This window comes from Streptomyces cavernicola (assembly GCF_029968035.1).
In the GTDB taxonomy this organism is placed as follows: Bacteria; Actinomycetota; Actinomycetes; order Streptomycetales; family Streptomycetaceae; genus Streptomyces; species Streptomyces cavernicola.
Genome location: NZ_JASCIQ010000050.1, coordinates 1 through 22,696 on the forward strand (window position 1 = coordinate 1; position 22,696 = coordinate 22,696).

Sequence of the window (22,696 nt, forward strand, 5' to 3'; positions counted from 1 at the left end):
CAGCGGCACAAAGAGAACGAAAAAGCTCTGGCCGACAAGCTGAAGGGCATCGATTCCAAAGCCGACGGCAATGGCCCCGGTAATGCCTCTACCGGCGGGGTGAACAGTCCGAGTGCAGGTGGCAAGACGTGGAACCGGCCCGGTTCCAACGTCAACCTGTCCGAGGCAGAGCTGTCGGCCAAGGCGCGTGCCGCGAAGGACAAGTGTCTCGACGGCGATCCGATCGACATGGCCACGGGGGAGATGTTCCTCTCCCAAGACGACTTGGAGCTCCCAGGCGTCCTGGCGCTAACCGTGACCCGCACCCATCTGTCGTCCTACGGGCACGGTCGCTTCTTCGGTCGGCGCTGGACCTCCACCTTTGACGAGCGCCTGGAGCGCGGCAACGGCGGCATCTGGTGGCACCGCACCGACGGCTCCTCACTGATGTTCCCCCGCGAACCGGACATGCTCGGCGACCAGGTCTTCCCTCTCGAAGGCGAGCCCATACCGCTGACCTGCATTCAAGAGGGGAACTCCTACGCGTTCGCCGTCGCCGAACCCCGCACCGGTCTCACCCGACTCTTCGACCCGGCCGCCGACGCGGAGGGCGTGTGGTGGCTGACCGACGTCAGCGACCGCAACGGCAACCACTACAGCATCGACCGCCACGGTGACGGCACCCCGCACGCGATGGTGCACAGTGGCGGCTACCACCTTGAGATCCACTCCGACGACGACTCGGGCAAGCCGTCGAAGCTCTGTCTGCGTCACGAGGGCGGTCTCACCGAGGTTGTCTCCTACGGATACGACAGTGCGGGCAACCTCGACCGGATCACCAACTCCAGTGGCCTGCCGTTCCGTTTGGGGTACGACGCAGAAGATCGCGTAACCAGTTGGACCGACCGCAACGACTCCACTTACCAGTACGTCTACGACGATTCAGGCCGCGTCGTGCAGACCGTCGGGCCGGACGGCTACATGTCCTGCCGACTGGAGTACGACCGCGCCGAGCGCACCACGCGCTACATCGACTCCACCGGCGCCGTCACGACCTACCGCATGAACGAACGCGGTCAGGTCATCGCCGAAACCGACCCCCTGGGAAACACCACCGTCAGCGAGCGGGACCGCCACGACAACCTCCTCTCCCGCACAGATCCACTCGGTAACACCACCCGCTACGAGTGGGACGAGCACCACGCAGGTCTCACCGCTGTCCACTTCGCCGATGGCACCACCGCCCGCACCCACTACAACCGTCTCCACCTTCCCGTGGAGACGGTCCTGTCCGGGGGTGAAGCCTGGCGTCAGGAATACGACGCGCGCGGCAACCGCACCAGCGTCACAGCGCCCGACAACACCACGACCGGCTTCACCTACGACGAACACGGTGCGCTTGCCTCCGTGACCGACGCCCTGGGCGGCGTACGGCGCTTCACCAACGACGCCGCCGGCCTGCCGCTGACCGTCACGGACCCAGCGGAGAACGCGACGACAGTCACGCGCGATGCGTTCGGCCGTGCGGCAGCCCTGACCGATGCCCTCGGCGCGCGCACCGAGTTCGAGTGGACCGTAGAGGGACACCCCAGACGTCGCACTCTGCCGGACGGCAGCGTCGAAACCTGGGAGTGGGACGGCGAAGGGAACTGCCTCTCCCACACCGACCCTGTCGGCGGGGTCACCACCTCCGAGTACACCCACTTCGACCAGCCCGCGGCCCGGACGGGCCCGGACGGCACGCGCTACCAGTTCACATACGACTCCGAACTCCGCCTGGTCCAGGTCCACGACCCGCGGGGCCTGTCGTGGGACTACACCTTCGACCGGTGCGGCCGCCTGGTGGCCGAGTCGGACTTCGACGACCGCGTCCTGACTTACACCCACGACGCCGCAGGCCGTCTGCAGATGCGCACCACACCACTTGGCGAGCGCATCAGCTACGGACACGACGCCATGGGCCGCACGCTGTGCAAGGACGTGGAAGGTCAGCGAACCGAGTACGCCTATGACACTTCCGGGCGTATGGTCCGTGCCGCATCACCCACCTCCACCGTCACGATGGAATGGGACGTATCCGGCCGACTCCTCTCGGAAACCGTCGACGGAGCCACGACCAGGTATCGGTATGACGTACTGGGACGCCGCACTCAGCGCGTCACCCCCACGGGCGCGTGCACCGATCTCGCCTACGACGGCGTAGGGAACCGCACCACCCTGACCGCCTCCGGACACAGCATCGGCTTCCAGCACGATGCGCTCGGCAGAGAGCTGGGCCGCAGCTTCGGGCCGGGGGCGGACCCGGTGACCTTCGCGACGACGTACGACCTCGTCGGTCGGCCCGTCCAGCGCACTTTGGGCAAACGAGACCGCACACTCCGCTCCCGCGCCTACACCTTCCGAGCCGATCACCACCTGACGACCGTCACCGACCAGCTCACCGGCGCCACCCACCGTTACGAACTCGATCCTGGTGGCCGGCCTCTCTCGGTCACCGCTGAGAACTGGTCCGAGTCCTACGCGTACGACGCGGCCGGTAATCAAACGGACGCGAACTGGCCCAACAACGCACCTCACCAGGAAGCCCGCGGCCGACGCACATACGAGGGCACCAGGCTGCTCACCGCCGGACGCATCCGCTACGAGCACGACGCCGCGGGCCGCACCGTCCTGCGGCAGAAGACGCGGCTGTCGAACAAACCCGACACCTGGCGCTACACCTACGATCCGGAAGACCGACTGACCTCGTGCGTCACCCCGGACGGTGCGGTCTGGCGATACGAGTACGACCCACTCGGCCGCCGAACCCGGAAGCAGCGGCTCTCCGACACCGGCGAAGTGGCCGAGGAGATCCGCTTCACCTGGGACGGCACCCGCGTCGCGGAGCAGACCGACAGCCGCACACAGGTAGCGCTCACCTGGGATCACGACGGCCACCGGCCGCTGGCCCAGACCGAGCGCCGGCTCGATCCAAGGAATCAGGAAGAGGTCGACCGCCGGTTCTTCGCCATCGTCACGGACTTGGTCGGTACACCTACCGAACTCGTTGACGAGACCGGCCATATCGCCTGGCACTCCCGAACCACGCTGTGGGGCACCACTGCGTGGAACAGCGGCGCCACCGCCTACATACCCCTGCGGTTTCCCGGGCAGTACGCCGACCTCGAAACCGGTCTGCACTACAACTACCACCGCAATTACGACCCCGATACCGCCCGCTTCACCTCCCCCGACCCCCTGGGTCTGGTTCCCGCGCCCAACCCCGACACCTACGTCCACAATCCACACACCTGGTGCGACCCGCTCGGCCTCGCACCCGCCACCGGAGACGAGAACCAGGGCCTCAAGAAGGAACTGATGGACCTGGGCAAGGCACGGGTGAGCCACGTCCAGGAGGGCCTCGGCGACGACGACACCGTTCCCGGCGCCTACGCAGTGGGCAAGGACCGCACCACCGGTAAGATCTACTACGGTGAGAGCGGGCCGGGAGACGGCCACGAGAAGGCCGTGAACGACGCCATGCCAAGCGAATCCCAGCATCCTTCCGGCCGTCCGCCGGGCGTCTGCGCCGAGCCACGCATGTTCACGAACGCCATCAACGACGGCGCCGACCCCAAGAATCTGGACCTGGTGACGGTCAACCCCAAAGGCAAGAAGTTCAAGATGTGCGACAACTGCAAGACATGGGTTCCCGGCTTCGGAGGAGACGTACTCACGGGATGAACAGCAACCACGAACTACCGGCCGTCCGGGCACTGCAGGAGCGCCTCGCGGGTACCGCACGGATCGAGTCCTACCCACTGGATGTCGAGGAAGCCTGCAAGCAGTACACCGAAGCGGGCTACGACGTCAGCGCAAGGCTGCGTGAGCACCTCCAGACTTACGGAGAGTTGACCGTCACCTGGCCCTTCCGGGCCGGTGAGACTTACCTCAAGGCAGCGGTCGAAGAAGCGCTTGACGTCCCGGACAGAAACGTCCGCATCTACGGCAAGCGCCTCGGGCAGCCGGTCCTCCCGCTGGGCATCGCATTCTCCACCGAGGAAGCAGTCCTGCTGGCGGACAACGGCGACATCCTCTTCGGTGGGGACGCCGGAATGCAGCGCGTGGCCAATGGGTTCGGCACGGCCATTGAGGCGCTCGTAACAGATACCTGGGACAAGACCTTCTTCTAGGTGTTCCCGACGGCTCGATCAGTCGTGGCGAAAAGGTGGGCAGTCGTCACGAGCGACCGCTGGATCGTAGGCGTTCCCCTACCTCTCGGACGCACGAGAACCCACCCGCCGCGGCCGACCTGCCAGGGTGCCGAACCCCACCGACTGGCGCACCTCACGGCCAGCAGCAGTCCGCACCAAGTCCGCAAGACACCCACTCAAGACCGTCGCACCCCATCGCCACCAATCACCAAAAGGCCAGGTCAGCGACCCACAGGTAAGATCCCCGCAGGTCACCGACCCTGCCGATTACTTGGAGACGAAGAAGGCCTGACCTTCGCGTTTCGTCGAACGATCCGGCGAACCCATTCGTCGACGGAGAACACCCGGCATCCGCGCGGAGCCGGGTGTTTTTCGTTGCCGACAACGGGACGTACGTCCGGCTCTGGGCGTACGTGCATCGTGCAGGTACCGTGGCCGGTTCCCCGTCCGGGCGCTCCGCGCGCCCCGCGTCCCCGCACCACCCCATCCCCCGCAGGAGAACCATGACCACCGCCGCCCGCCCCCGACTGCTCTACGTCACCGACCTCGCCTACGAGGCGCGGGGGCGGCGGTACTGCGACGAGGACATCTTCCTGACCTCGCGGCTGCGCGCGGACTTCGGGTTCGACCTCGCGCTCTGTCACCCCGCGGACGCCGCCGCGCTCATGGACTCCTTCGACCTGGTCGTCATACGCAACAGCGGCCCCGTCATCAACTACCTCGCCGCGTACGAGGAGTTCAGGGCCCGCGCGCTCGCCTCCGGGACGCCCGTCTACAACCCGTTGCACGGCCGGGCGGACATGGCGGGCAAGCAGTACCTGCTGGATCTGACCGCCGCCGGGTTCCCCGTGATCCCGACCGTCGACCGCGCCGCGCACCTCGACCGCCTGCCCGAGGCGGCGGAGTACGTGGTGAAGCCCTCGCTCGGCGCCGACTCCATCGGGCTGCGCGTCCTCCCCCGGGCCGAGCTCGCCTCCGCCCTCGGCGACACCGGGTCCGAGTCCGAGTCCGGCTCCGGGCTGCTCGCGCAGCCGCGGATCCCGTTCTCGTACGAGGTGTCCTTCTACTTCGTCGACGACGACTTCCAGTACGCGCTGCGCACCTCCGACGGGGGCGAGCGCTGGAAGCTGCAGCCGTACGAACCCACCGACGCCGACCTGGAGTTCGCCCGGCGGTTCGTCGCCTGGAACACCCTCGACCACGGCATCCAGCGCGTCGACGCGTGCCGTGCTCCCGACGGCGAGCTGCTCCTCGTCGAGCTGGAGGACCTCAATCCGTATCTCTCGCTCGACCTCCTCGACTCCGAGGTGCGCGAGCGGTTCGTGGGGCGGATGGCCCGGTCACTGCGGGAGTGCCTGGCGGCGGCGGCCACCGCGCGTACTCGCTGATCAGTCCGCCCCTGCGCCCGTTTCCCGCTCCCCCAGGCGCGCCGCGCGCCCCCGCAGGTAGCGCGCCTCGGGGGCGCTGAGCGTGCGTCGCGACGCGAGGGCGAAGGCGGCTCGGGCGGCCTCCCGGTCGCCGGCGCGCTCCAGGAGGTGGGCGCGGACGGCGTGCAGCCGGTGGTGGTCGCCCAACGCCCCTTCCAGCGCGGCGAGTTCGCGGAGGCCCGCGTCCGGGCCGTGCACCATGGCGACGGCGACGGCCCGGCCGAGCTGGGCCATCGGCTCCGGGGCGTGCCGCACGAGGATGTCGTACAGGCCGAGGATCTGCGGCCAGTCGGTGTCGGCGGCGTGCTCCGCCTCGTCGTGCAGGGCGGCGATCGCGGCCTGCAACTGGTAGGCGCCGACGGGCGGTTGGGCCAGGGACTCCTCGACCAGCTGCAGGCCCTCGGCGATCGCCGCCCGGTCCCAGCGCGTACGGTCCTGCTCGTCGAGCGGGATCAACTCGCCGTCGGCCCCGGTGCGCGCCGGCGTGCGCGCCTCGGTGAGCAGCATCAGGGCGAGCAGCCCGGTGACCGCCCCTTCCGTGGGCAGCAGCCGGCGCACCGCCCGGGTCAGCCGGATCGCCTCGCGCGCCAGGTCCGCGCGGTGCAGGGCCGCTCCCGAGGTGGCCGTGTAGCCCTCGTTGAAGATCAGGTACAGCACCTGGAGGACGGCCGCGAGCCGCTCGTCCCGGTCCGCGCCCGTCGGCAGCCGGAACCGTACGCCTCTGACCTTCTGTTTCGCCCTGCTGATGCGCTGCCCCATGGTCGCCTCGGGCACCAGGTGCGCGCGGGCGATCTCGGCGGTGGTGAGCCCGCCGACGGCCCGCAGGGTCAGCGCGACCTGCGCGGGCGGGGTGAGTTCGGGGTGGCAGCAGAGGAAGAGCAGGGTGAGCGTGTCGTCCTCGGAGGGCGCGCGGCTCTCGCCGGGCGCGGGCGCGGTGAAGGCGTCGCGGGGCGTGAGCGCGGCCGCGGTCTCCTCCCGCCGGCGGCGCGCCTCCTCGCTGCGCAGCAGGTCCGTGAGGCGCCGGGACGCGACCCGGATCAGCCAGCCGAGCGGATTCTCGGGCGCCCCCTGCCGCGGCCACTGCTCGGCGGCGGCGAGCAGCGCTTCCTGTACGGCCTCCTCGGCGAGGTCGAAGTGCCCGTACCGCCGCACCAGCGCGCCGAGGACCTGCGGCGCGTTCCCACGCAGCAGGTCCTCGACGACTGCGGCCGACGCCAGCTGTGGGTGTGGCTGCGGCTGCGGCTGCGGCTGCGGCTGCGGCTGCGGCTGTGGCGACGCCGGAGAGGACGGCGGCGGCATGGGCTAGAGGTGTCCGCCCGGACGGGCGACTCTCAGCACACGCCGCCCTCGGCATCCTGGATGGGCCTGATGACCACCGGGTAGTCGGGCGCGCCCGCCGGCTGCGGGCACTCCATGATCCGGTGGGCGATCTCGGTGACCCGCTCCAGGCTCTCGCAGTCGAGCACCCAGTACCCGGCGAGCACTTCCTTCGTCTCCCCGTACGGGCCGTCGGTGACGACCGGGCGGCCGTCCTTGTCCCGTCCGACGAACCGCGTCTGCGCCGGTTCCGTGAGCCCCTGCCCGTCGACCATCTCGCCGGACTCGGCGAGGTCGTTGTTGAGGTTCTCCATGAACGAGAACATCGCCTGCAGGTCCTGCTCGCTCCAGGCCGGGCTGTGCTCGTTCGGCTTGCCGCTCATGGCCTCGTAGTCGGCCTGCGCGCCCTGAACCATCACCAGGTACTTCATGGTCTGCTCCTCGCTCGGGCCCCTATGGGGCGGCTGTCACAGGGGACGTCGGAGCGCCCCTCCCGTTCTCGACAGCTCCCGGCGAACTTTTTCGTTCCCGTTCCCGTTCCCGTTCGTGTTCTCGTGCGCGTTCGCCTTCGCGGTCGCGTTGGCGTGCACGGTCGCGTTCGCGTTGGCGGTCGTGTTCACGATCGCGTTGGCGCTGGCGGTCGTGTTCACGATCGCGTTGGCGTTCGCGGGCCCTTGCGCAGGGCTCGCCGGGTCGGATCTTCGGCGGGCCGACGGCTCCGCCGCCGGGTTCACGGGTTGTTCAGCCTGTCGAGGCGCTCGCCGCGGCTGGGCTTCCAGGCCGGCTTCTCGGCCTCGCCCTCGTCCACGCGCGCGGGGCATCCTTCGTGGTGGCACGGGCCCGGACCCCAGCTCGGGACGTACGCCCCGAGTACCTTGCGGCGCTTGACGACCGTCTCCACCGGCTGCTTGCACACCGGGCACACATGCTCGGCACGGCGTGGTTCGACCTGGTCTTCTCCCTTGGCCATACGTCCAGGTTATTCCGGTTCGCCACCCCCGACCAGCCGCCCGCGGACTGCCGTACCCGAACCGCCCCTTGCCGCCGGACCCGGACCACCCCCTTCTGTCGTACGCCGCCTAACGCTTCCTGCTGTACGTCGTGATGACGACGCCGCCGTCGAACGACTTCACCGACTCCAGCGCGAAGTCCCTGATCTCGAACCCCGCCCGGGTGAGCGGCATGCCGGACCCCAGGAAACAGGGGTACGTCTTGATCACCAACTCGTCCATCTCGTCGAGGAGTTGACCGGCCAGGTCGGCGCCGCCGCAGAGCCAGATGTCGAGCCCGTCCTGCCGCTTGAGCTCGCGCACCTTGGCGACGACGTCACCGGCGACGACCTCCACCTCCGGTGCGGGCGCCTCCTCCATGCTGCGCGAGACGACGTACTGCTTCAGATGCGCATACGGGTTGGTGAACCCCTGCGGCAGGCCCACCTCGTAAGTGGCGCGCCCCATGAGGACCGTGTCGTACCGACGGTTCGGCCGGTCGTCGATCCCGAAGTGCCGCCGCGCGAAGGTCGGCAGCGTATCGGGCAACTCCTCCAGGCTGTGCGCCAGGTACTTCTCGTCGATGTACTTCGTGAAGAACTCCGCCTCGCCGTCCACGTCGCCGATGAATCCGTCGATCGAGGTGGCGATCAGGTACGAGAGCTTGCGCAAGGCGACCCCTTGTCCACTCGACTGCTGCCTTCCTCGACAGCCGCCTTCCCCAATTGCACTGCGATCGCAGCACTGCACCCATACTGCTTCAGGTGCAGTGGTTAAGCAAGGTGTTTCTGTCGCCTACCGGGACTCCCGCGGCTCCCGCCACATCGGGAACATGCGTGGCCCGTCCGGGAGTTGGACCGGCTCACCTCTGGGGGCGAAGCCCAGCCGTTCGTAGAGCCCTCTGCTGCGCTCGCTGCTCGCCTCCAGGTACGCGGGCATGCCGGTGCGGTCGCAGCGCTCCAGTACCGAGGTGATCAGTGCCGTGCCGAGCCCCTCGCCCTGCCGCTCCGGGGTCGCCGCGATCAGGAGCAGGTAGTGGTGCGCCCGGTCGTGCGGGTGGACGGCGCCGGTCAATCTGCCGACCAGCTCGGCCCGTTCGTTCTCCGGGTCGGCGATCTCCCGCATGCGCGCCGGGGTGTCGTCCTCCTCTTCCGCCTCTCCCGCCGGCACATGGAGCCAGAGCGCGGCCGCGGCCCCGTCCTCCGTGACGTCGACCCAGCCCTCGCTCAGCGCCACGTCCAGGAAGACCCCCATGAACACGCCGTGCACCTTGCGGCGGTGCGCCTCGTCGGGGAAGACCCAACTGCTCACCGGGTCGTACTGGAACACGTCGTCGAGCAACCGCACCAGGTGTTCCCTGTCGCCCTCGCCCGCCCTGCGCATCGCCACGCCCATCCGCTCCACTCCCCCATCTTCCGCTGCCCATCGAGCCGTTGCAGCGTAGACACCGCTCCCGGGTGACGGGCCGAGCAGCCGACACTCTGGCGCGAACCGACCGGGTCGGGTTCGCGGGGGGGGTGGGTGGGGCCCCTTGCGGACGGGCGCGGGAGCCCGGCGGGCGGGCTCGGCTGTCGGGCCCCTGCGGGCGGGCGCGCCCATTGGGTCTTTGCGGGCGGGCGCGCGCATCGGACCCCTGTGGGTGGGCGCGCGCATTGGACCTCTGCGGGCGGGCGGCCGTGGGCGAGCCGGGCGAGGGCGCGCGCTTCCGCCGGGCGTACGCCGACCGCTTCTCGGCGACGCTCACTCACCCCCTCCCCCGGCGCACCGGGTGCTGCTCACCTCACCGCGCCCCGCCTCCGAGCTCTCACCCCGGCGCGCCCACCTCCCGGCACTCATCTCACTTCGCCCACCTCCCAGTTCGCCTCCACCGCCTTCACCTCCGGCACGTCTCCCTCCACCGCATATCCCTCCAGCGCCTCTCCCTCCACCGCGTCCGCCTCCCGGACTCGCCTCCTCCGTACGCGGGGACGCACCCGCTCAGAATGAGCGCCGCGTCACGAACTCCGCGAGGGCCAGGAGGCCGCCCGCCGCCTCCGGGTCCGGGACCGCGCGGGAGAGTTGGGCCACCGCCTTGGCCATCCGGTCCGCCGCCTGCGCCTGAGCCCAGTCACGGCCGCCCGCGCGGTCGATCGCGTCCGCGGCCTTGCCGACGTCGGCCGGGCCCAACCTCGGGTACAGCTCGGCCAGTTCCTCACCGGCCGCCGTGCCCGAGGTGAGCGCGGCCACCACCGGCAGCGACTTCTTGCCGGCCAGCAGATCCGCGCCGACGGGCTTGCCCGTACGAGCCGGGTCGCCCCAGATCCCGATGACGTCGTCGATCAGCTGGAACGCCAGCCCCGCCTCTCTGCCGAAGGCGTCCATCGCCTCCACCTCGTCGAACCCCGCACCCGCGTACAGCGCACCCAGTGCACAGGCGCATCCGAGCAGCGCGCCCGTCTTCGCCTCCGCCACGCCCAGGCACTCGTCGAGCGTGACCTGGTCGCAGGACCGCTCTTCGAGGGCCGTGTCCACGTGCTGGCCCTCGCAGAGCTCCATCACGCACGAGGCGACCCAGGCGGCCGCGCGTCCCGCAGCGGGATGCTGATCGTCCGCGAGCACCCGCAGGGCCAGCGCCTGCAGGGCGTCACCGGCGAGGATCGCGTCGGCGTCGCCGAACACCGTCCACGCGGTGGGGCGATGTCTGCGCGTGCTGTCACGGTCGATGACGTCGTCGTGCAGAAGCGTGAAGTTGTGGACCAACTCCACTGCCGCGGCCCCCTTCACGGCCGCCGTGGGCGATCCGCCGAGGGCGCGCGCCGCCGCGAGGACGAGCCCCGGCCGGATCGCCTTGCCGCTCTGCCCGGACGCGGGCCGCCCGTCTGCGTACTCCCAGCCGAAGTGGTACGCGACGACCCGCCGCATCGTCCCGGGCAGCGAGTCGACCGCTCTGCGCAGCTCCGGCTCGACGGCCTCCCGGGTGCGGTCGAGCAGCGCCGCCGCTTCCTGACTCCCGGCCCCCAGGTCTGCCTCCGCACCCGCGGCCCGCCCGTCGTGCACGGCCCCGCGGGCCTGAGGGACGGCGCCCCGCATGTCGCCGACGGTGTGGGGTGCCTCGCCCACCGCCAGCAGACGCTCGCTCACTGCCGGCGTCCGATCTCGACGTTCTCCAGGACCCCCAGCGCATCGGGCACCAGGACCGCCGCGGAGTAGTAGGCCGTCACCAGATACGACATGATCGCCTGCTCGTCGATGCCCATGAACCGCACCGAGAGGCCCGGCTCGACCTCGTCCGGGATGCCGGACTGCCGAAGCCCGACGACGCCCGCGTCGTCCTCGCCCGTACGCATGCAGATGATCGAGGTCGTACGGGCCTCGCTGATCGGGATCTTGTTGCACGGGAAGATCGGCACCCCGCGCCAGGAGGGCACCGCCTCGCCCTCCACCTCCACGCTCTCCGGGTACAGGCCGCGCCTGTTGCACTCCCGGCCGAAGGCGGCGATCGCGCGCGGGTGGGCGAGGAACAGCTTCGATCCGCGCCTGCGGCTCAGCAGCTCGTCCATGTCGTCCGGGCTCGGCGCGCCGTCGTGGGGCTGCAGCCGCTCGTCGTACTCGCAGTTGTTGAGGAGGCCGAACTCGCTGTGGTTGACCAGCTCGTGCTCCTGGCGCTCCCGCAACGCCTCCACCGTGAGCCGCAGCTGCTGCTCGGTCTGGTTCATCGGCTGGTTGTAGAGGTCCGCCACGCGCGTGTGGACGCGCAACACGGTCTGGGCGACGCTCAGTTCGTACTCGCGCGGGGCCGGTTCGTAGTCCACGAACGTGCTCGGGATGACCGGCTCGCCGACATGGCCCGCCGAGAGGTCGATCTCCCTCTCGCCGTACTTGTTGGTGCGCTGCTGCGGGATGGCCTGCACGCGCGCGAGGTGGGCGCGCAGCGACTCAGCACGCTCCGCGACCGCCTCGAACTCCCGCCGGGGCAGGACGAGGACGGTGCAGCTCGTCACCGCCCGTGTCGTGTACTCCCAGATCGCCTCCGGGTCGATCACACACGCATCGCCGAAATACGCACCGTCGGCGAGGACGTCGAGCACCGCGTCGTCGCCGTACGGCCCCGTGCCCAGTTTCTCGACGCGGCCGTGGGCCAGCAGATGGACGCCGTCGACCTGGCTGCCGAACGAGGCGAGGGTCTCGCCCGGCGCGAACTCCCGCTGCTCGCACCGGCGGGCCAGCTCGCCGAGCACCTCCTGGTCCTCGTACGCACGCAGCGCGGGCAGCTCGCCCAGCTCGGCGGGGATCACCTGCACCTGGTCCCCGGTCTTGACGAAGGTGACCCGGCCGTCACCGACCGCGTAGCTCAACCGACGGTTCACACGGTACGTACCGCCCTGCACCTGCACCCAGGGCAAGCGCCTGAGGAGCCAGCGCGAGCTGATCTCCTGCATCTGGGGGATCGACTTCGTGGTCGTGGCCAGATTCCGCGCGGCGCCGGTGGCCAGACTCTGTTGAGCCCTGACCTCTTCCGCGCGGATCTCTTCGCCTACCGACATGTTGTGCCCTCTCCATCAGTCGTGGCCCTGCACCGGGCAGGTGTCCGGCTCGATCAACCACCTTTCCATCACGGAGAGTTGCAACGCCATCACACAAACGAGCGGGAATGGATCACCCATCGGCTGGGCACGTGCAGGAAATCCCCCATTCCGCTTGGGCGTTGGGCCGCGCTCGGCCGGACCCGGGCAGGCGCAGGGCAGGCGAGGGGAACTCGAAGATCGCGCCGCCCGTTCAACTCCACGGAACCGAGCCCACGCCGGAACCACCGGCACCACGACAGGAGACGAGCCATGGCAGGCTTCCTGGACCGCGCCAAGGAGCAGGCGCAGCGCGGCATCACACAGGGCAAGCAGAAGCTCGACGAGGCCCAGGCGCAGCGAGCCGGCGGGGACCTCCTGAAGAAGCTGGGCGCCGCCTACTACGCGGAGCGGAACGGCACGGGCGACCCCCGGGCGACGCTGCAGGCCCTGCAGGCAGTGGAGACGCACATCGCGACGCACGGCGACGGCATCCTCCGCAGCTGACCCCTGCCCGACCGACCGCCCCGGCCCGCCCGACGTGCCCGGCCCGTGCAATCGGCGCGACCGGCCTGACCGGCACGACCGGTGTCCGGATCAAGTCGCACGCCACGTCGAAAGTGCTCGAACTACTGGCCCCCGTACCGACGTTCCGGTACAAGCGGGACAACAGGCGGTGCGCATTCGGCCGCCGCCGCGGCCCAAGACGGAGGAGTCATGTCCGACCCCATGTCCGCGGGAACCCTCGTCGACGCGCTCAAGGACGAAGGGCTCACAGTCGTCGAAGTGCGCGAGTGGCGCACCCACAACCGCAACCACAAAGGGCCGTGGGGTCAGGTCCACGGCGTGATGATCCATCACACCGTCACCACCGGCAGCGCCGAGACCGTCCGCCTCTGCTACGACGGCCACGCCTCGCTGCCCGGCCCGCTCTGCCACGGCGTGATCACCAAGGACGGCAGAGTCCACCTGGTGGGCAACGGCCGCGCCAACCACGCCGGCCTCGGCGACGACGAAGTGCTGCGCGCCGTCATCGCCGAACGTCGCCTGCCGCACGACAACGAGGCGAACACCGACGGCAACCGCCACTTCTACGGCTTCGAGTGCGAGAACCGCGGCGACGGCGAGGACCCCTGGCCGAAGGCCCAACTGGAAGCCATCGAGAAGGCAGCCGCAGCGATCTGCCGCCACTACGGCTGGAACGAACGGTCCGTGATCGGACACCTGGAGTGGCAGCCGGGCAAGGTCGACCCGCGTGGCTTCGACATGGACACCATGCGGCAGCGCATCGCCGAACGCCTCAAATAACCCACCACGCGCGCGTGGGAGCCGCCCGCACGCGAAACCACCCACCACGCGCGCGTGCGTGCCCCGCGGCGACAATGGCGAAGTGAACGCTCCCGACCCAACCGACCCAACCGATCAGGCCGATCAGGCCGCCGGGACCGACCCGGCCGACCGAGCCGCCCTGGCCCGACTGCAGCCCCGACTCCCCTCCCCGCTGCAGTGCCTGGACGACGAGCGCTTCACCCGCCACGGCGTCCGCCTGCTCCTCAAGCGCGACGACCTGATCCACCCCGACCTGCCCGGCAACAAGTGGCGAAAGCTCGCCCCCAACCTGCAGGCCACCGCCGGACGCCCCGTCCTGACCTTCGGCGGGGCCTACTCCAACCACCTGCGCGCCACCGCCGCGGCGGGCCGCCTCCTCGGCTTCGCCACCGTCGGCGTCGTCCGGGGCGACGAGCTGGCCCACCGCCCCCTCAACCCGTCCCTCGCCCAGTGCATGGCCGACGGCATGCGGCTGCACTTCATCGACAGATCGATGTATCGCCGCACGAGCGAGCCGCAGGTGCTCGCCGACGTCCTCGCCACGGTCGGCGTCGACCCGCAGCAGGTCCACGTCGTCCCCGAGGGCGGCTCCAACTCCCTTGCCGTACAAGGCTGCACAGCGCTCGGCGCGGAGCTCCGGGACACCGCCGACGTGGCGGCCGTCGCCTGCGGCACCGGCGGCACCCTCGCCGGTCTGGCGGCAGGACTCGCCCCAGGTCAGCGGGCCATCGGCGTCTCCGTGCTGCGGGGCGGCTTCCTCACCGCGGAGGTGGAGCGGCTGCAGCGCGAGACGTTCGGCGCGCGCACCGGCGACTGGCGCCTTGAGGACCGCTTCCACTGCGGCGGATACGCCCGTACGAGCCCCGAACTCGACGCCTTCGCCGAGGACTTCGAGCAGCGCCACGGGCTGCCGCTGGAACGTCACTATGTCGCCAAGTTGCTGTACGCCCTGAAAACCCTCACAGAAGAGGGGGCTTTTCCAGCCGGTACGCGGCTCGCCGCAGTGATCACCGGCCGTCCCTGGGAACCGGCTCAGCCGGCCTCCTCCCGATAGGCGGCCGCCTCTTCGAGATCGAGGCGGCGCAGCAGCGTACGCAGCATCTCGTCGTCGATCCGCCGCTGGTCCCGCAGCTGCACGAAGACGGCGCGCTCGGCGGCGAGGGTCTCGCGGGAGAGCCTGCGGTAGGTGTCGTCCGCGGACTCCCCGGTGATCGGGTTGGCGGCGCCGAGCCGCTCCCACACGGCATTGCGGCGCCGCTCGAGGACCGTGCGCAGCCGGTCGGCGAGCGGCTGCGGAAGGGCGTTGCGCTCGTCCGCGAGCAGCTCCTCCAGGCGCTGCTCGGCCGCCCGTGAGGCCTCGCTCTGCGCCTGCGCCTCGGCGAGCGTCTCGGCCTGCTCGTCCCGCCCCGGCACCTTCAGGACGCGGATGAGGCCCGGCAGGGTGAGGCCCTGCACCACGAGCGTCCCGATGACCGTGGTGAACGTCAGGAACAGCACCAGGTTCCGGCCCGGAAACGGCTCCCCGTCGTCCAGCGTCAGCGGAACGGAGAACGCGATCGCGAGGGACACCACCCCGCGCATCCCGGCCCAGCCCACGATGAGCGGCCCGGTCCAGTCCTGGTCGCCCTCCCGTTCCCTGATCCGCGACGACAGCACGCGCGGCAGATAGGTGGCCGGATAGACCCACACGAACCGCGCCGCGATCACCACGAGGAACAGCGCCACCGCGTACCAGAGCGCCTGCAGACCCTCGTACTCGCCGAGATCCCTGAGGACGACGGGGAGTTGAAGCCCGATGAGGGCGAAGACGGTGGACTCCAGGATGAACGCCACCATCTTCCAGACCGCCGCCTCCTGCAGCCTGGTCGCGAAGTCCACCTGCCAGGACTGGTGCCCCAGATAGAGCGCGACGACCACGACGGCGAGCACCCCGGACGCGTGCACCTCCTCGGCGGCCGCGTAGGCGACGAACGGGATGAGCAGCGACAGCGTGTTCTGCAGCAGCGCCTCTTTGAGGTGCGTGCGCAGCCAGTGCAGCGGGACCATCAGGACCAGGCCGACGCCCACACCGCCGAGCGCCGCGACGGCGAACTCCCCGACCCCGCCCGCCCAGCTGGCGCCCTCGCCGACCGCGGCGGCGAGGGCCACCTTGTAGGCGGTGATCGCGGTGGCGTCGTTCACCAGGGACTCGCCCTGCAGGATCGTGGTGATCCGCGAGGGCAGGCCGACGCGGCGCGCGATGGCCGTCGCGGCGACCGCGTCCGGCGGCGCGATCACCGCACCGAGCAGGAACGCGGCGGTCAACGGCAGGTCGGGCACGAGCAGATGCACCACGTAGCCGACCACCAGCGTCGCGAACAGCACGTAACCGACCGACAGCAGCGCCACAGGACGCCAGTTGGCCCGCAGATCGAGGTACGAGCTCTCCACGCCCGCGGTGTAGAGCAGCGGCGGCAGCAGCAGCGGCAGCACGATCTGCGGGTCGAGTTCGTACTGCGGCACCCCCGGCACGTACGACACCGCGAGGCCGGCGGCGACGAGCAGCAGGGGCGCGGCGACCGGCGTGCGCCGGGCCGCCCCGGCCACCGCGGCACTGCCGGCGACCAACAACAGCAACGGCAAGACATGCATGACTCGGGCTCGTCCCCTTCGGCAGGTCCACTGTCAGAGGTGCGTCGTAACCTGGCCATCATGAACGAGTGCCCGCACGTCCCCCTGCTGCCGCACCCCGAGCCCGCGCCCCTCACCGACACCTGCCCCGAGTGCGAGGCCATCGGCAGTCACCCCGTGCAACTGCGCCTCTGCCTGACGTGCGGGCACGTGGGCTGCTGCGACTCTTCCCCGTTCCAGCACGCCTCGGCCCACTTCAAGGAGACCGGCCACCCGGTGATGCGCACGCTCGAAGAGGGCCAGAACTGGCGCTGGTGCTTCGAGGACGCCCTGATCGTCTGACGGCGACGGACAGTGACGAGCAGCGAGACGACTTCGGACGGTTCGACCGCCCGCCACCTGGGTACGTCAACCCGGCGCGCGCTCTTTCCAATTGGGACCGCGAAACCCCTAGCCACTGTCCGTACCCGTAGGCTTACTATGAGTAAACAGACGGGTCCGGGATCCGCCGGGACAGGGAGCGTGGGAGCGCGATAGCGTCACCTGCTGAACACACAGCGCATCAGCCGTGCGACGCTGTGCCGGACCGCCGCCGAGCGGCGGGCCGAACCCCGAACGTGCTTGTACCACCTTGGAGGTGAGGGTGTCCCAGATCGCAGGCGAGCCCGGGACTCAGGACTTCGTGGAAGTCCGGCTGCCGGCTGCGGGTGCCTACCTGTCGGTGCTGCGGACGGCCACGGCCGGCCTCGCGGCACGCCTTGACTTCACCCTGGACGAGATCGAGGACCTGCGCATCGCGGTCGACGAGGCCTGCGCGATCCTGCTCCAGCAGGCCGTGCCGGGCTCCGTGCTCAGCTGCGTCTTCCGACTCGTCGACGACTCACTCGAGGTCACGGTCTCGGCGCCCACGACCGACGGCCGCGCGCCCGAGCGCGACACCTTCGCTTGGACTGTCCTGTCGGCCCTCGCGGGCAAGGTCGACTCCACTGTCGCCGACGACAAGACGGTCTCGATCAGCCTGTACAAACAGCGCGGCGCGGGACCCGGGCCGGCGTGAGGAACGGGGACGGGCCGGTGCGTGACGAAGAGCGCAGCACAAGGAGTCTGCCCGCCGAGAACACCGACGGCAGCGACGGAGTGCCCAGGGCGCGGCGCGCCCCGGACATCCCCGAGCGACAGGCCAGGCCGCACCCGGAAGAGCCGGGCACGACGGAGTGGGCACAGGCCGATGACAGGAGCGAGCGCCAGGTCGGCGGCGGGCGACGGGCGGGACACATGACAGAGCACGGGCACCACCACGATCCGCAGGACCGCAGCGGCGCGCGGGCGATGTTCATCGAGCTGCGCAAGCTGCCCGACACCAGCCCGGAGTACGCGGAGCTGCGCAACCAGCTGGTCCGCATGCACCTGCCCCTGGTCGAGCACCTGGCCCGCCGCTTCCGCAACCGCGGCGAGCCGCTCGACGACCTGACGCAGGTCGCGACGATCGGCCTGATCAAGTCGGTGGACCGCTTCGACCCGGAGCGCGGCGTCGAGTTCTCCACGTACGCGACGCCCACCGTCGTCGGCGAGATCAAGCGGCACTTCCGCGACAAGGGCTGGGCGGTGCGCGTGCCGCGCCGGCTGCAGGAGCTGCGCCTGTCCCTCACCACCGCGACCGCGGAGCTCTCCCAACAGCACGGCCGCTCCCCCACGGTGCACGAGCTGGCGGAGCGGCTGAGCATCTCCGAGGAGGAGGTCCTGGAGGGCCTGGAGTCGGCCAACGCCTACTCCACGCTGTCCCTGGACGTCCCGGACACGGACGACGAGTCACCGGCGGTGGCGGACACGCTCGGCGCGGAGGACGAGGCGCTGGAGGGCGTCGAGTACCGCGAGTCCCTGAAGCCGCTTCTGGAGGATCTACCGCCGCGCGAGAAGCGCATCCTGCTGCTGCGGTTCTTCGGGAACATGACGCAGTCGCAGATCGCGCAGGAGGTCGGCATCTCGCAGATGCACGTCTCCCGCCTCCTGGCCCGCACGCTCGCGCAGCTGCGCGAGCGCCTGCTCGTCGAGGAGTAGACCGGCCGACAACAGCGCGGGCCCGCCCCGGACCCGCGCATTCCCCCTACGAGACCGCTCGCGGCGAGCGCCTAGGCGGCGTCGCGTCGGCCGATGCCCAGCGCCTGCGTCGTCTCCGGATTCACGAGCAGCACCAGCGAGGTCACCGCCACCACGGCCAGAGCGATGCCGCCGGGGATCGCGACGCTGTTCGTCTGCAGCAGCTGCCAGGCCACCGGCAGCGCCATGATCTGCGTGATGATCGCCGGGCCCCGGCTCCAGCTGCGCAGCTTGAACAGACCGCGCGCGGCGATCAGCGGCAGCAGCGCGAGCGCGATCATCGTCAGGCCGCCGGTCACCGCGGTCTCCTTGCTCCCCGCGCCGCCGGTCAGCCCCTGCACCGCGAGATAGCCGCCCGCGGCGACGAGCACCAGGCCTTCGAGCGCGGCGAGCGCAGCGGCGGCGGTCAGCCGCGGCGGGCGCGGACCTTCGGGCTTCGGGTTCTGCTCAGCACTGCTCACCCTTGCAGGGTAGCCCCGCCCCGCAGTCGCCCCCGGGGCCAGGTCAGAGCAGCGCGCGGACCTCGGTCTGGGTCGTACGGAGAGCGATGGGTACGCTGCTTCGCATGCGTGCACTTCTCGTGGTCAACCCGGCAGCAACCACCACCAGTGCCCGTACCAGGGACGTTCTGATCCATGCGCTCGCCAGTGAGATGAAGCTCGAGGCGGTGACCACGGAGTACCGGGGTCACGCCCGCGACCTGGCCCGGCAGGCGGCGGAGAGCAAGGACGTAGAGATGGTCGTCGCCCTCGGCGGCGACGGCACGGTCAACGAGGTCGTGAACGGCCTGCTGCACAACGGCCCGCGCCTCGAGTCGCTGCCCGGCCTCGCCGTCGTCCCCGGCGGCTCCACCAACGTCTTCGCCCGCGCCCTCGGCCTGCCCAACGACCCGGTCGAGGCCACCGGCGCACTGCTCGACGCCCTGCGCACCGGCAGCGAGCGGACGGTCGGGCTCGGCCTGGCCGCCGGCACCCCGGGCACCGAGGACGAGGGCGTGCCCGAGCGCTGGTTCACGTTCTGCGCCGGCCTCGGCTTCGACGCCAGCGTGATCGGCCGGGTGGAGAAGGAACGCGAGCGCGGCAAGCGTTCGACGCATGCGCTCTACGTACGACAGATGGTGCGGCAGTTCCTCGACGAGCAGAACCGCAGGAACGGCACGATCACTCTGGAGCAGCCCGGCGAGGACCAGATCAACGATCTTGTGCTCGCCATAGTCTGCAATACCTCGCCGTGGACCTACCTGGGCAATCGCCCGGTGTACGCGTCCCCACAAGCCTCCTTCGACGCCGGCCTCGACGTGCTCGGCCTGAGCAAACTGTCGACCCCCGCGATGGCCCGTTACGCGACCCAGCTGCTGACTTCAAGCCCGGAGCGCGGCCCGCACGGAAAGCACGCCGCGACGCTGCACGATCTGACGGACTTCACCTTGCAATCCAAGGCCCCGCTCCCCTTCCAGATGGACGGAGACCACCTGGGACTGCGCACGAGCGTGACGTTCACAGGCGTACGCCGTGCACTGCGTGTGATTGTGTGAGCGGAAGACGCTAAAGTCCTTGCACTCGAACGTTTAGACCAGGATCCACCCCATGGAATGACGGCTGTGACCTAGCCGACACCGAGGAATCAAAAAAAACTTTCCAGAAGGGGTTGTATCCGCAGCCGAGGTTTGCGAATCTCTTCTTGGCGCTCAGGACGGCCCGCAACACCGGCCCCACAGAGAGCCCGAACCCCCTCTCTCACACAGGACCTGCACCGGTTTCATCTGGTGGTTGGCCCTTCCCGTGCGAGGGGATTCGTGAAAGCGTTCACATTCACAAGCAACTTGCACGTAATACCAAGGAGAGGTAGCAGCCATGGACTGGCGTCACAACGCCGTTTGCCGCGAGGAAGACCCCGAGCTCTTCTTCCCCATCGGCAACACCGGTCCTGCGCTGCTGCAGATCGAGGAAGCCAAGGCCGTCTGCCGCCGCTGCCCCGTCGTGGAGCAGTGCCTGCAGTGGGCGCTCGAGTCCGGCCAGGACTCCGGCGTCTGGGGTGGCCTCAGCGAGGACGAGCGTCGCGCGATGAAGCGCCGCGCCGCCCGCAACCGGGCCCGCCAGGCCAGCGCCTGACACCCACGCCCCTAACGAGCCTGAGCCCGGCGGCGCGTACGGCGAGTACGCATCTCCCGCCCCCGAGCCGCAGCGCGCAGTACCCCCCGATGCGCTCAGCAACGTGAGCAGTAAGCCCCGGACCCACCAGAGTCCGGGGCTTACTGCTGTTCGGGCTTCGTACAACCGCTTGTTCGTGCAACCGCCTTACGGGAACGCCGAGTTGAGGCCGCCCCGCCCGGGGGTCGCGCTCGTGATCTGTGTTACTTCTCGCCGTGCACCGGGATGTCGAGGATCACCTGGGTGCCCTTCTCGGGGGCCGGGACCATGTCGAACGTGCCGCCCAACTCGCCCTCCACCAGCGTCCGTACGATCTGCAGGCCGAGGTTGCCGGCGCGGGTCGGGTCGAAGTCGGCGGGCAGGCCCACGCCGTCGTCCTGGACGGTGATCAGCAGGCGGGCGTCCTTGCGGGTGCCGCCGCGGACGGCGGAGACCTCGACCGTGCCGTGATCACCCTCACGGAAGCCGTGCTCCAGGGCGTTCTGCAGGACTTCGGTGAGGACCATCGAGAGGGGCGTGGCGACCTCGGCGTCGAGGATGCCGAAGCGTCCGCTGCGGCGGCCGGTCACCTTGCCCGGGGAGATCTCAGCCACCATCGCCAGGACGCGGTCGGCGATCTCGTCGAACTCCACGCGCTCGTCGAGGTTCTGCGACAGCGTCTCGTGCACGATCGCGATCGAGCCCACGCGGCGCACGGCCTCTTCGAGGGCTTCGCGGCCGCGGTCGGAGTCGATGCGGCGGGCCTGCAGGCGCAGCAGGGCCGCGACGGTCTGCAGGTTGTTCTTCACCCGGTGGTGGATCTCCCGGATGGTGGCGTCCTTGGTGATCAACTCGCGCTCGCGGCGGCGGAGTTCCGTGACGTCGCGCAGCAGTACGAGGGAGCCGATGCGGGTGCCCTTGGGTTTGAGCGGGATGGCGCGGAGCTGGATCACGCCGTCCTCCCCCTCCACCTCCGTCTCGCGCGGGGCCCAGCCGCTGGCCAGCTTGACCAGGGCTTCGTCCACGGGGCCGCGGGACGGCGCGAGTTCGGCGGTGGCCCGGCCGAGGTGGAGGCCGACGAGGTCGGCGGCGAGGCCCAGGCGGTGATACGCGGAGAGGGCGTTGGGCGAGGCGTACTGCACGATGCCTTCGGCGTCCAGGCGGAGCAGGCCGTCGCCCACGCGCGGGGACGCGTCCATGTCGACCTGCTGGCCGGGGAAGGGGAAGGAGCCGGCGGCGATCATCTGGGCGAGGTCGGAGGCGCTCTGCAGGTAGGTGAGCTCCAGGCGGCTGGGCGTGCGCACGGTGAGGAGGTTGGTGTTGCGGGCGATGACGCCGAGGACGCGGCCCTCGCGGCGCACCGGGATCGACTCGACGCGGACCGGGACCTCCTCGCGCCACTCCGGGTCGCCCTCGCGGACGATCCGGCCCTCGTCGAGCGCGGCGTCGAGGAGGGGGCGGCGGCCGCGCGGGACGAGGTGTCCGACCATGTCGTCCTGGTACGACGTCGGGCCGGTGTTGGGGCGCATCTGGGCGACCGAGACATACCGCGTGCCGTCGCGCGTGGGGACCCACAGGACCAGGTCGGCGAAGGAGAGGTCGGAGAGCAGCTGCCACTCCGAGACCAGCAGATGCAGCCACTCGAGGTCGGTGTCGCCGAGGGCTGTGTGCTGGCGTACGAGTTCGTTCATGGAGGGCACGTGTGCGAGCGTACCTTTCGGCACGGACAGTGCGGGTCTCGGTGCTTTCGGCCCTGGGGGGGGGCGGCCCTTGGAGACGGCCCTGAGAACACCCGCGGGCCGCGGCGCCCGAGAGGGACCCTCAACCCTCACCGGCACCGCAGCCCGGAGCTGATCCGGTCGTCGGGTGTGCGGTCCCGTGCGACCGGGAGGCGCCGACGCGGTCAGGGCAGAGAGCGTCGGGCGCCTCAATCCGCTCTCCTGTGCGGGAAGAGCGGAAGCTTTTGAAGCTTTACCTGTTACCCGTGCATTGTGGACTAGACCATTATCCGATGTCCATGCGTAGGCAGAGGTTTGTTCTGGTCTATTTCTCCGAGGTGGCCACCGTTGTTGTCAACTGGTGCGC

General features: G+C 70.1%; 21 protein-coding genes. 11 read left to right on the top strand and 10 right to left on the bottom strand.

Annotated elements, in window-relative coordinates; translation table 11 throughout:
- Nucleotides 1-99 precede the first annotated feature (99 nt).
- The 3 genes from QIS96_RS33175 (at nt 100) to QIS96_RS33185 (ending at nt 5,560) form a co-directional block, all read left to right on the top strand.
- Nucleotides 100-3,702 (top strand): DUF6531 domain-containing protein, encoded by a 3,603-nt coding sequence (locus tag QIS96_RS33175; RefSeq protein ID WP_282546540.1) that lies wholly within the window; start codon nt 100-102, stop codon nt 3,700-3,702.
- A complete protein-coding gene (locus tag QIS96_RS33180; RefSeq protein WP_282546541.1) occupies nt 3,699-4,151 on the top strand; it encodes an SUKH-3 domain-containing protein in 453 nt (150 codons plus the stop codon). Before QIS96_RS33175 ends, QIS96_RS33180 begins: the two co-directional genes overlap by 4 nt.
- Before the next feature lie 524 nt (nt 4,152-4,675).
- The gene (locus tag QIS96_RS33185) at nt 4,676-5,560 is read left to right on the top strand and encodes an ATP-grasp domain-containing protein (protein ID WP_282546542.1); all 885 of its coding nucleotides are present in this window, start codon (nt 4,676-4,678) and stop codon (nt 5,558-5,560) included.
- Here QIS96_RS33185 and QIS96_RS33190 read toward each other — a convergent pair whose 3' ends face one another.
- From QIS96_RS33190 to QIS96_RS33220, 7 genes are all read right to left on the bottom strand, one after another.
- A complete protein-coding gene (locus tag QIS96_RS33190; RefSeq protein ID WP_282546543.1) occupies nt 5,561-6,898 on the bottom strand; it encodes an RNA polymerase sigma factor in 1,338 nt (445 codons plus the stop codon).
- A 32-nt stretch (nt 6,899-6,930) separates the two neighbouring features.
- Nucleotides 6,931-7,347: a YciI family protein gene (locus QIS96_RS33195; protein ID WP_282546544.1), complete on the bottom strand. Its 417-nt coding sequence runs from the start codon at nt 7,345-7,347 to the stop codon at nt 6,931-6,933.
- 299 nt (nt 7,348-7,646) lie between these two features.
- Nucleotides 7,647-7,886, bottom strand: coding sequence for a hypothetical protein (locus QIS96_RS33200; RefSeq protein ID WP_282546545.1), 240 nt, complete (start codon nt 7,884-7,886; stop codon nt 7,647-7,649).
- 109 nt (nt 7,887-7,995) lie between these two features.
- On the bottom strand, nt 7,996-8,577 hold the full coding sequence (locus QIS96_RS33205; protein ID WP_282546546.1) for a dihydrofolate reductase family protein: 582 nt from the start codon (nt 8,575-8,577) through the stop codon (nt 7,996-7,998).
- Nucleotides 8,578-8,700: 123 nt separating this feature from the next.
- Nucleotides 8,701-9,300, bottom strand: a complete 600-nt coding sequence (locus QIS96_RS33210) for a GNAT family N-acetyltransferase (RefSeq protein WP_282546585.1) — start codon at nt 9,298-9,300, stop codon at nt 8,701-8,703.
- 582 nt (nt 9,301-9,882) lie between these two features.
- Nucleotides 9,883-10,974 carry a family 2 encapsulin nanocompartment cargo protein polyprenyl transferase gene (locus QIS96_RS33215; protein ID WP_408907298.1) on the bottom strand — a complete coding sequence of 364 codons (1,092 nt, stop codon included), beginning with the start codon at nt 10,972-10,974 and terminating at the stop codon, nt 9,883-9,885.
- Nucleotides 10,975-11,021: 47 nt separating this feature from the next.
- Complete coding sequence (locus QIS96_RS33220; RefSeq protein WP_282546548.1) at nt 11,022-12,428, bottom strand: family 2B encapsulin nanocompartment shell protein; 1,407 nt, start codon at nt 12,426-12,428, stop codon at nt 11,022-11,024.
- A 291-nt stretch (nt 12,429-12,719) separates the two neighbouring features.
- On the opposite strand from QIS96_RS33220, the gene QIS96_RS33225 reads away from it, so the two are divergent.
- The 3 genes from QIS96_RS33225 (at nt 12,720) to QIS96_RS33235 (ending at nt 14,829) form a co-directional block, all read left to right on the top strand.
- Nucleotides 12,720-12,953 carry a hypothetical protein gene (locus QIS96_RS33225; protein ID WP_282546549.1) on the top strand — a complete coding sequence of 78 codons (234 nt, stop codon included), beginning with the start codon at nt 12,720-12,722 and terminating at the stop codon, nt 12,951-12,953.
- Between the two features lie 210 nt (nt 12,954-13,163).
- Nucleotides 13,164-13,754 (top strand): N-acetylmuramoyl-L-alanine amidase, encoded by a 591-nt coding sequence (locus QIS96_RS33230; RefSeq protein ID WP_282546550.1) that lies wholly within the window; start codon nt 13,164-13,166, stop codon nt 13,752-13,754.
- Between the two features lie 160 nt (nt 13,755-13,914).
- Nucleotides 13,915-14,829, top strand: coding sequence for a 1-aminocyclopropane-1-carboxylate deaminase/D-cysteine desulfhydrase (locus QIS96_RS33235; RefSeq protein ID WP_282546586.1), 915 nt, complete (start codon nt 13,915-13,917; stop codon nt 14,827-14,829).
- On the opposite strand, the gene QIS96_RS33240 is transcribed toward QIS96_RS33235, so the two are convergent.
- Entirely contained in the window at nt 14,808-16,406 is a 1,599-nt protein-coding gene (locus QIS96_RS33240) for a Na+/H+ antiporter (protein WP_282546551.1), read from the bottom strand. The two genes, QIS96_RS33235 and QIS96_RS33240, sit on opposite strands and share 22 nt — an antisense overlap.
- A gap of 60 nt (nt 16,407-16,466) precedes the next feature.
- Here QIS96_RS33240 and QIS96_RS33245 point away from each other — a divergent pair, with 60 nt between their 5' ends.
- The 3 genes from QIS96_RS33245 (at nt 16,467) to QIS96_RS33255 (ending at nt 18,443) form a co-directional block, all read left to right on the top strand.
- Complete coding sequence (locus tag QIS96_RS33245) at nt 16,467-16,727, top strand: UBP-type zinc finger domain-containing protein (protein WP_282546552.1); 261 nt, start codon at nt 16,467-16,469, stop codon at nt 16,725-16,727.
- A gap of 301 nt (nt 16,728-17,028) precedes the next feature.
- On the top strand, nt 17,029-17,442 hold the full coding sequence (locus QIS96_RS33250) for an ATP-binding protein (RefSeq protein WP_161694748.1): 414 nt from the start codon (nt 17,029-17,031) through the stop codon (nt 17,440-17,442).
- Nucleotides 17,439-18,443, top strand: coding sequence for an RNA polymerase sigma factor SigF (locus tag QIS96_RS33255; protein ID WP_282546553.1), 1,005 nt, complete (start codon nt 17,439-17,441; stop codon nt 18,441-18,443). Before QIS96_RS33250 ends, QIS96_RS33255 begins: the two co-directional genes overlap by 4 nt.
- 71 nt (nt 18,444-18,514) lie before the next feature.
- Here the strand turns inward: QIS96_RS33255 and QIS96_RS33260 are convergent, their stop codons facing one another.
- Entirely contained in the window at nt 18,515-18,943 is a 429-nt protein-coding gene (locus QIS96_RS33260; protein ID WP_282546554.1) for a hypothetical protein, read from the bottom strand.
- Between the two features lie 104 nt (nt 18,944-19,047).
- Between QIS96_RS33260 and QIS96_RS33265 the strand changes: the two genes are divergently transcribed.
- A complete protein-coding gene (locus QIS96_RS33265) occupies nt 19,048-20,016 on the top strand; it encodes a diacylglycerol/lipid kinase family protein (protein WP_282546555.1) in 969 nt (322 codons plus the stop codon).
- Nucleotides 20,017-20,335: 319 nt separating this feature from the next.
- Nucleotides 20,336-20,593 (top strand): WhiB family transcriptional regulator, encoded by a 258-nt coding sequence (locus tag QIS96_RS33270; protein ID WP_040248489.1) that lies wholly within the window; start codon nt 20,336-20,338, stop codon nt 20,591-20,593.
- Nucleotides 20,594-20,835: 242 nt separating this feature from the next.
- Here QIS96_RS33270 and QIS96_RS33275 read toward each other — a convergent pair whose 3' ends face one another.
- A complete protein-coding gene (locus QIS96_RS33275) occupies nt 20,836-22,302 on the bottom strand; it encodes a sensor histidine kinase (protein WP_282546587.1) in 1,467 nt (488 codons plus the stop codon).
- Nucleotides 22,303-22,696: the final 394 nt, after the last annotated feature.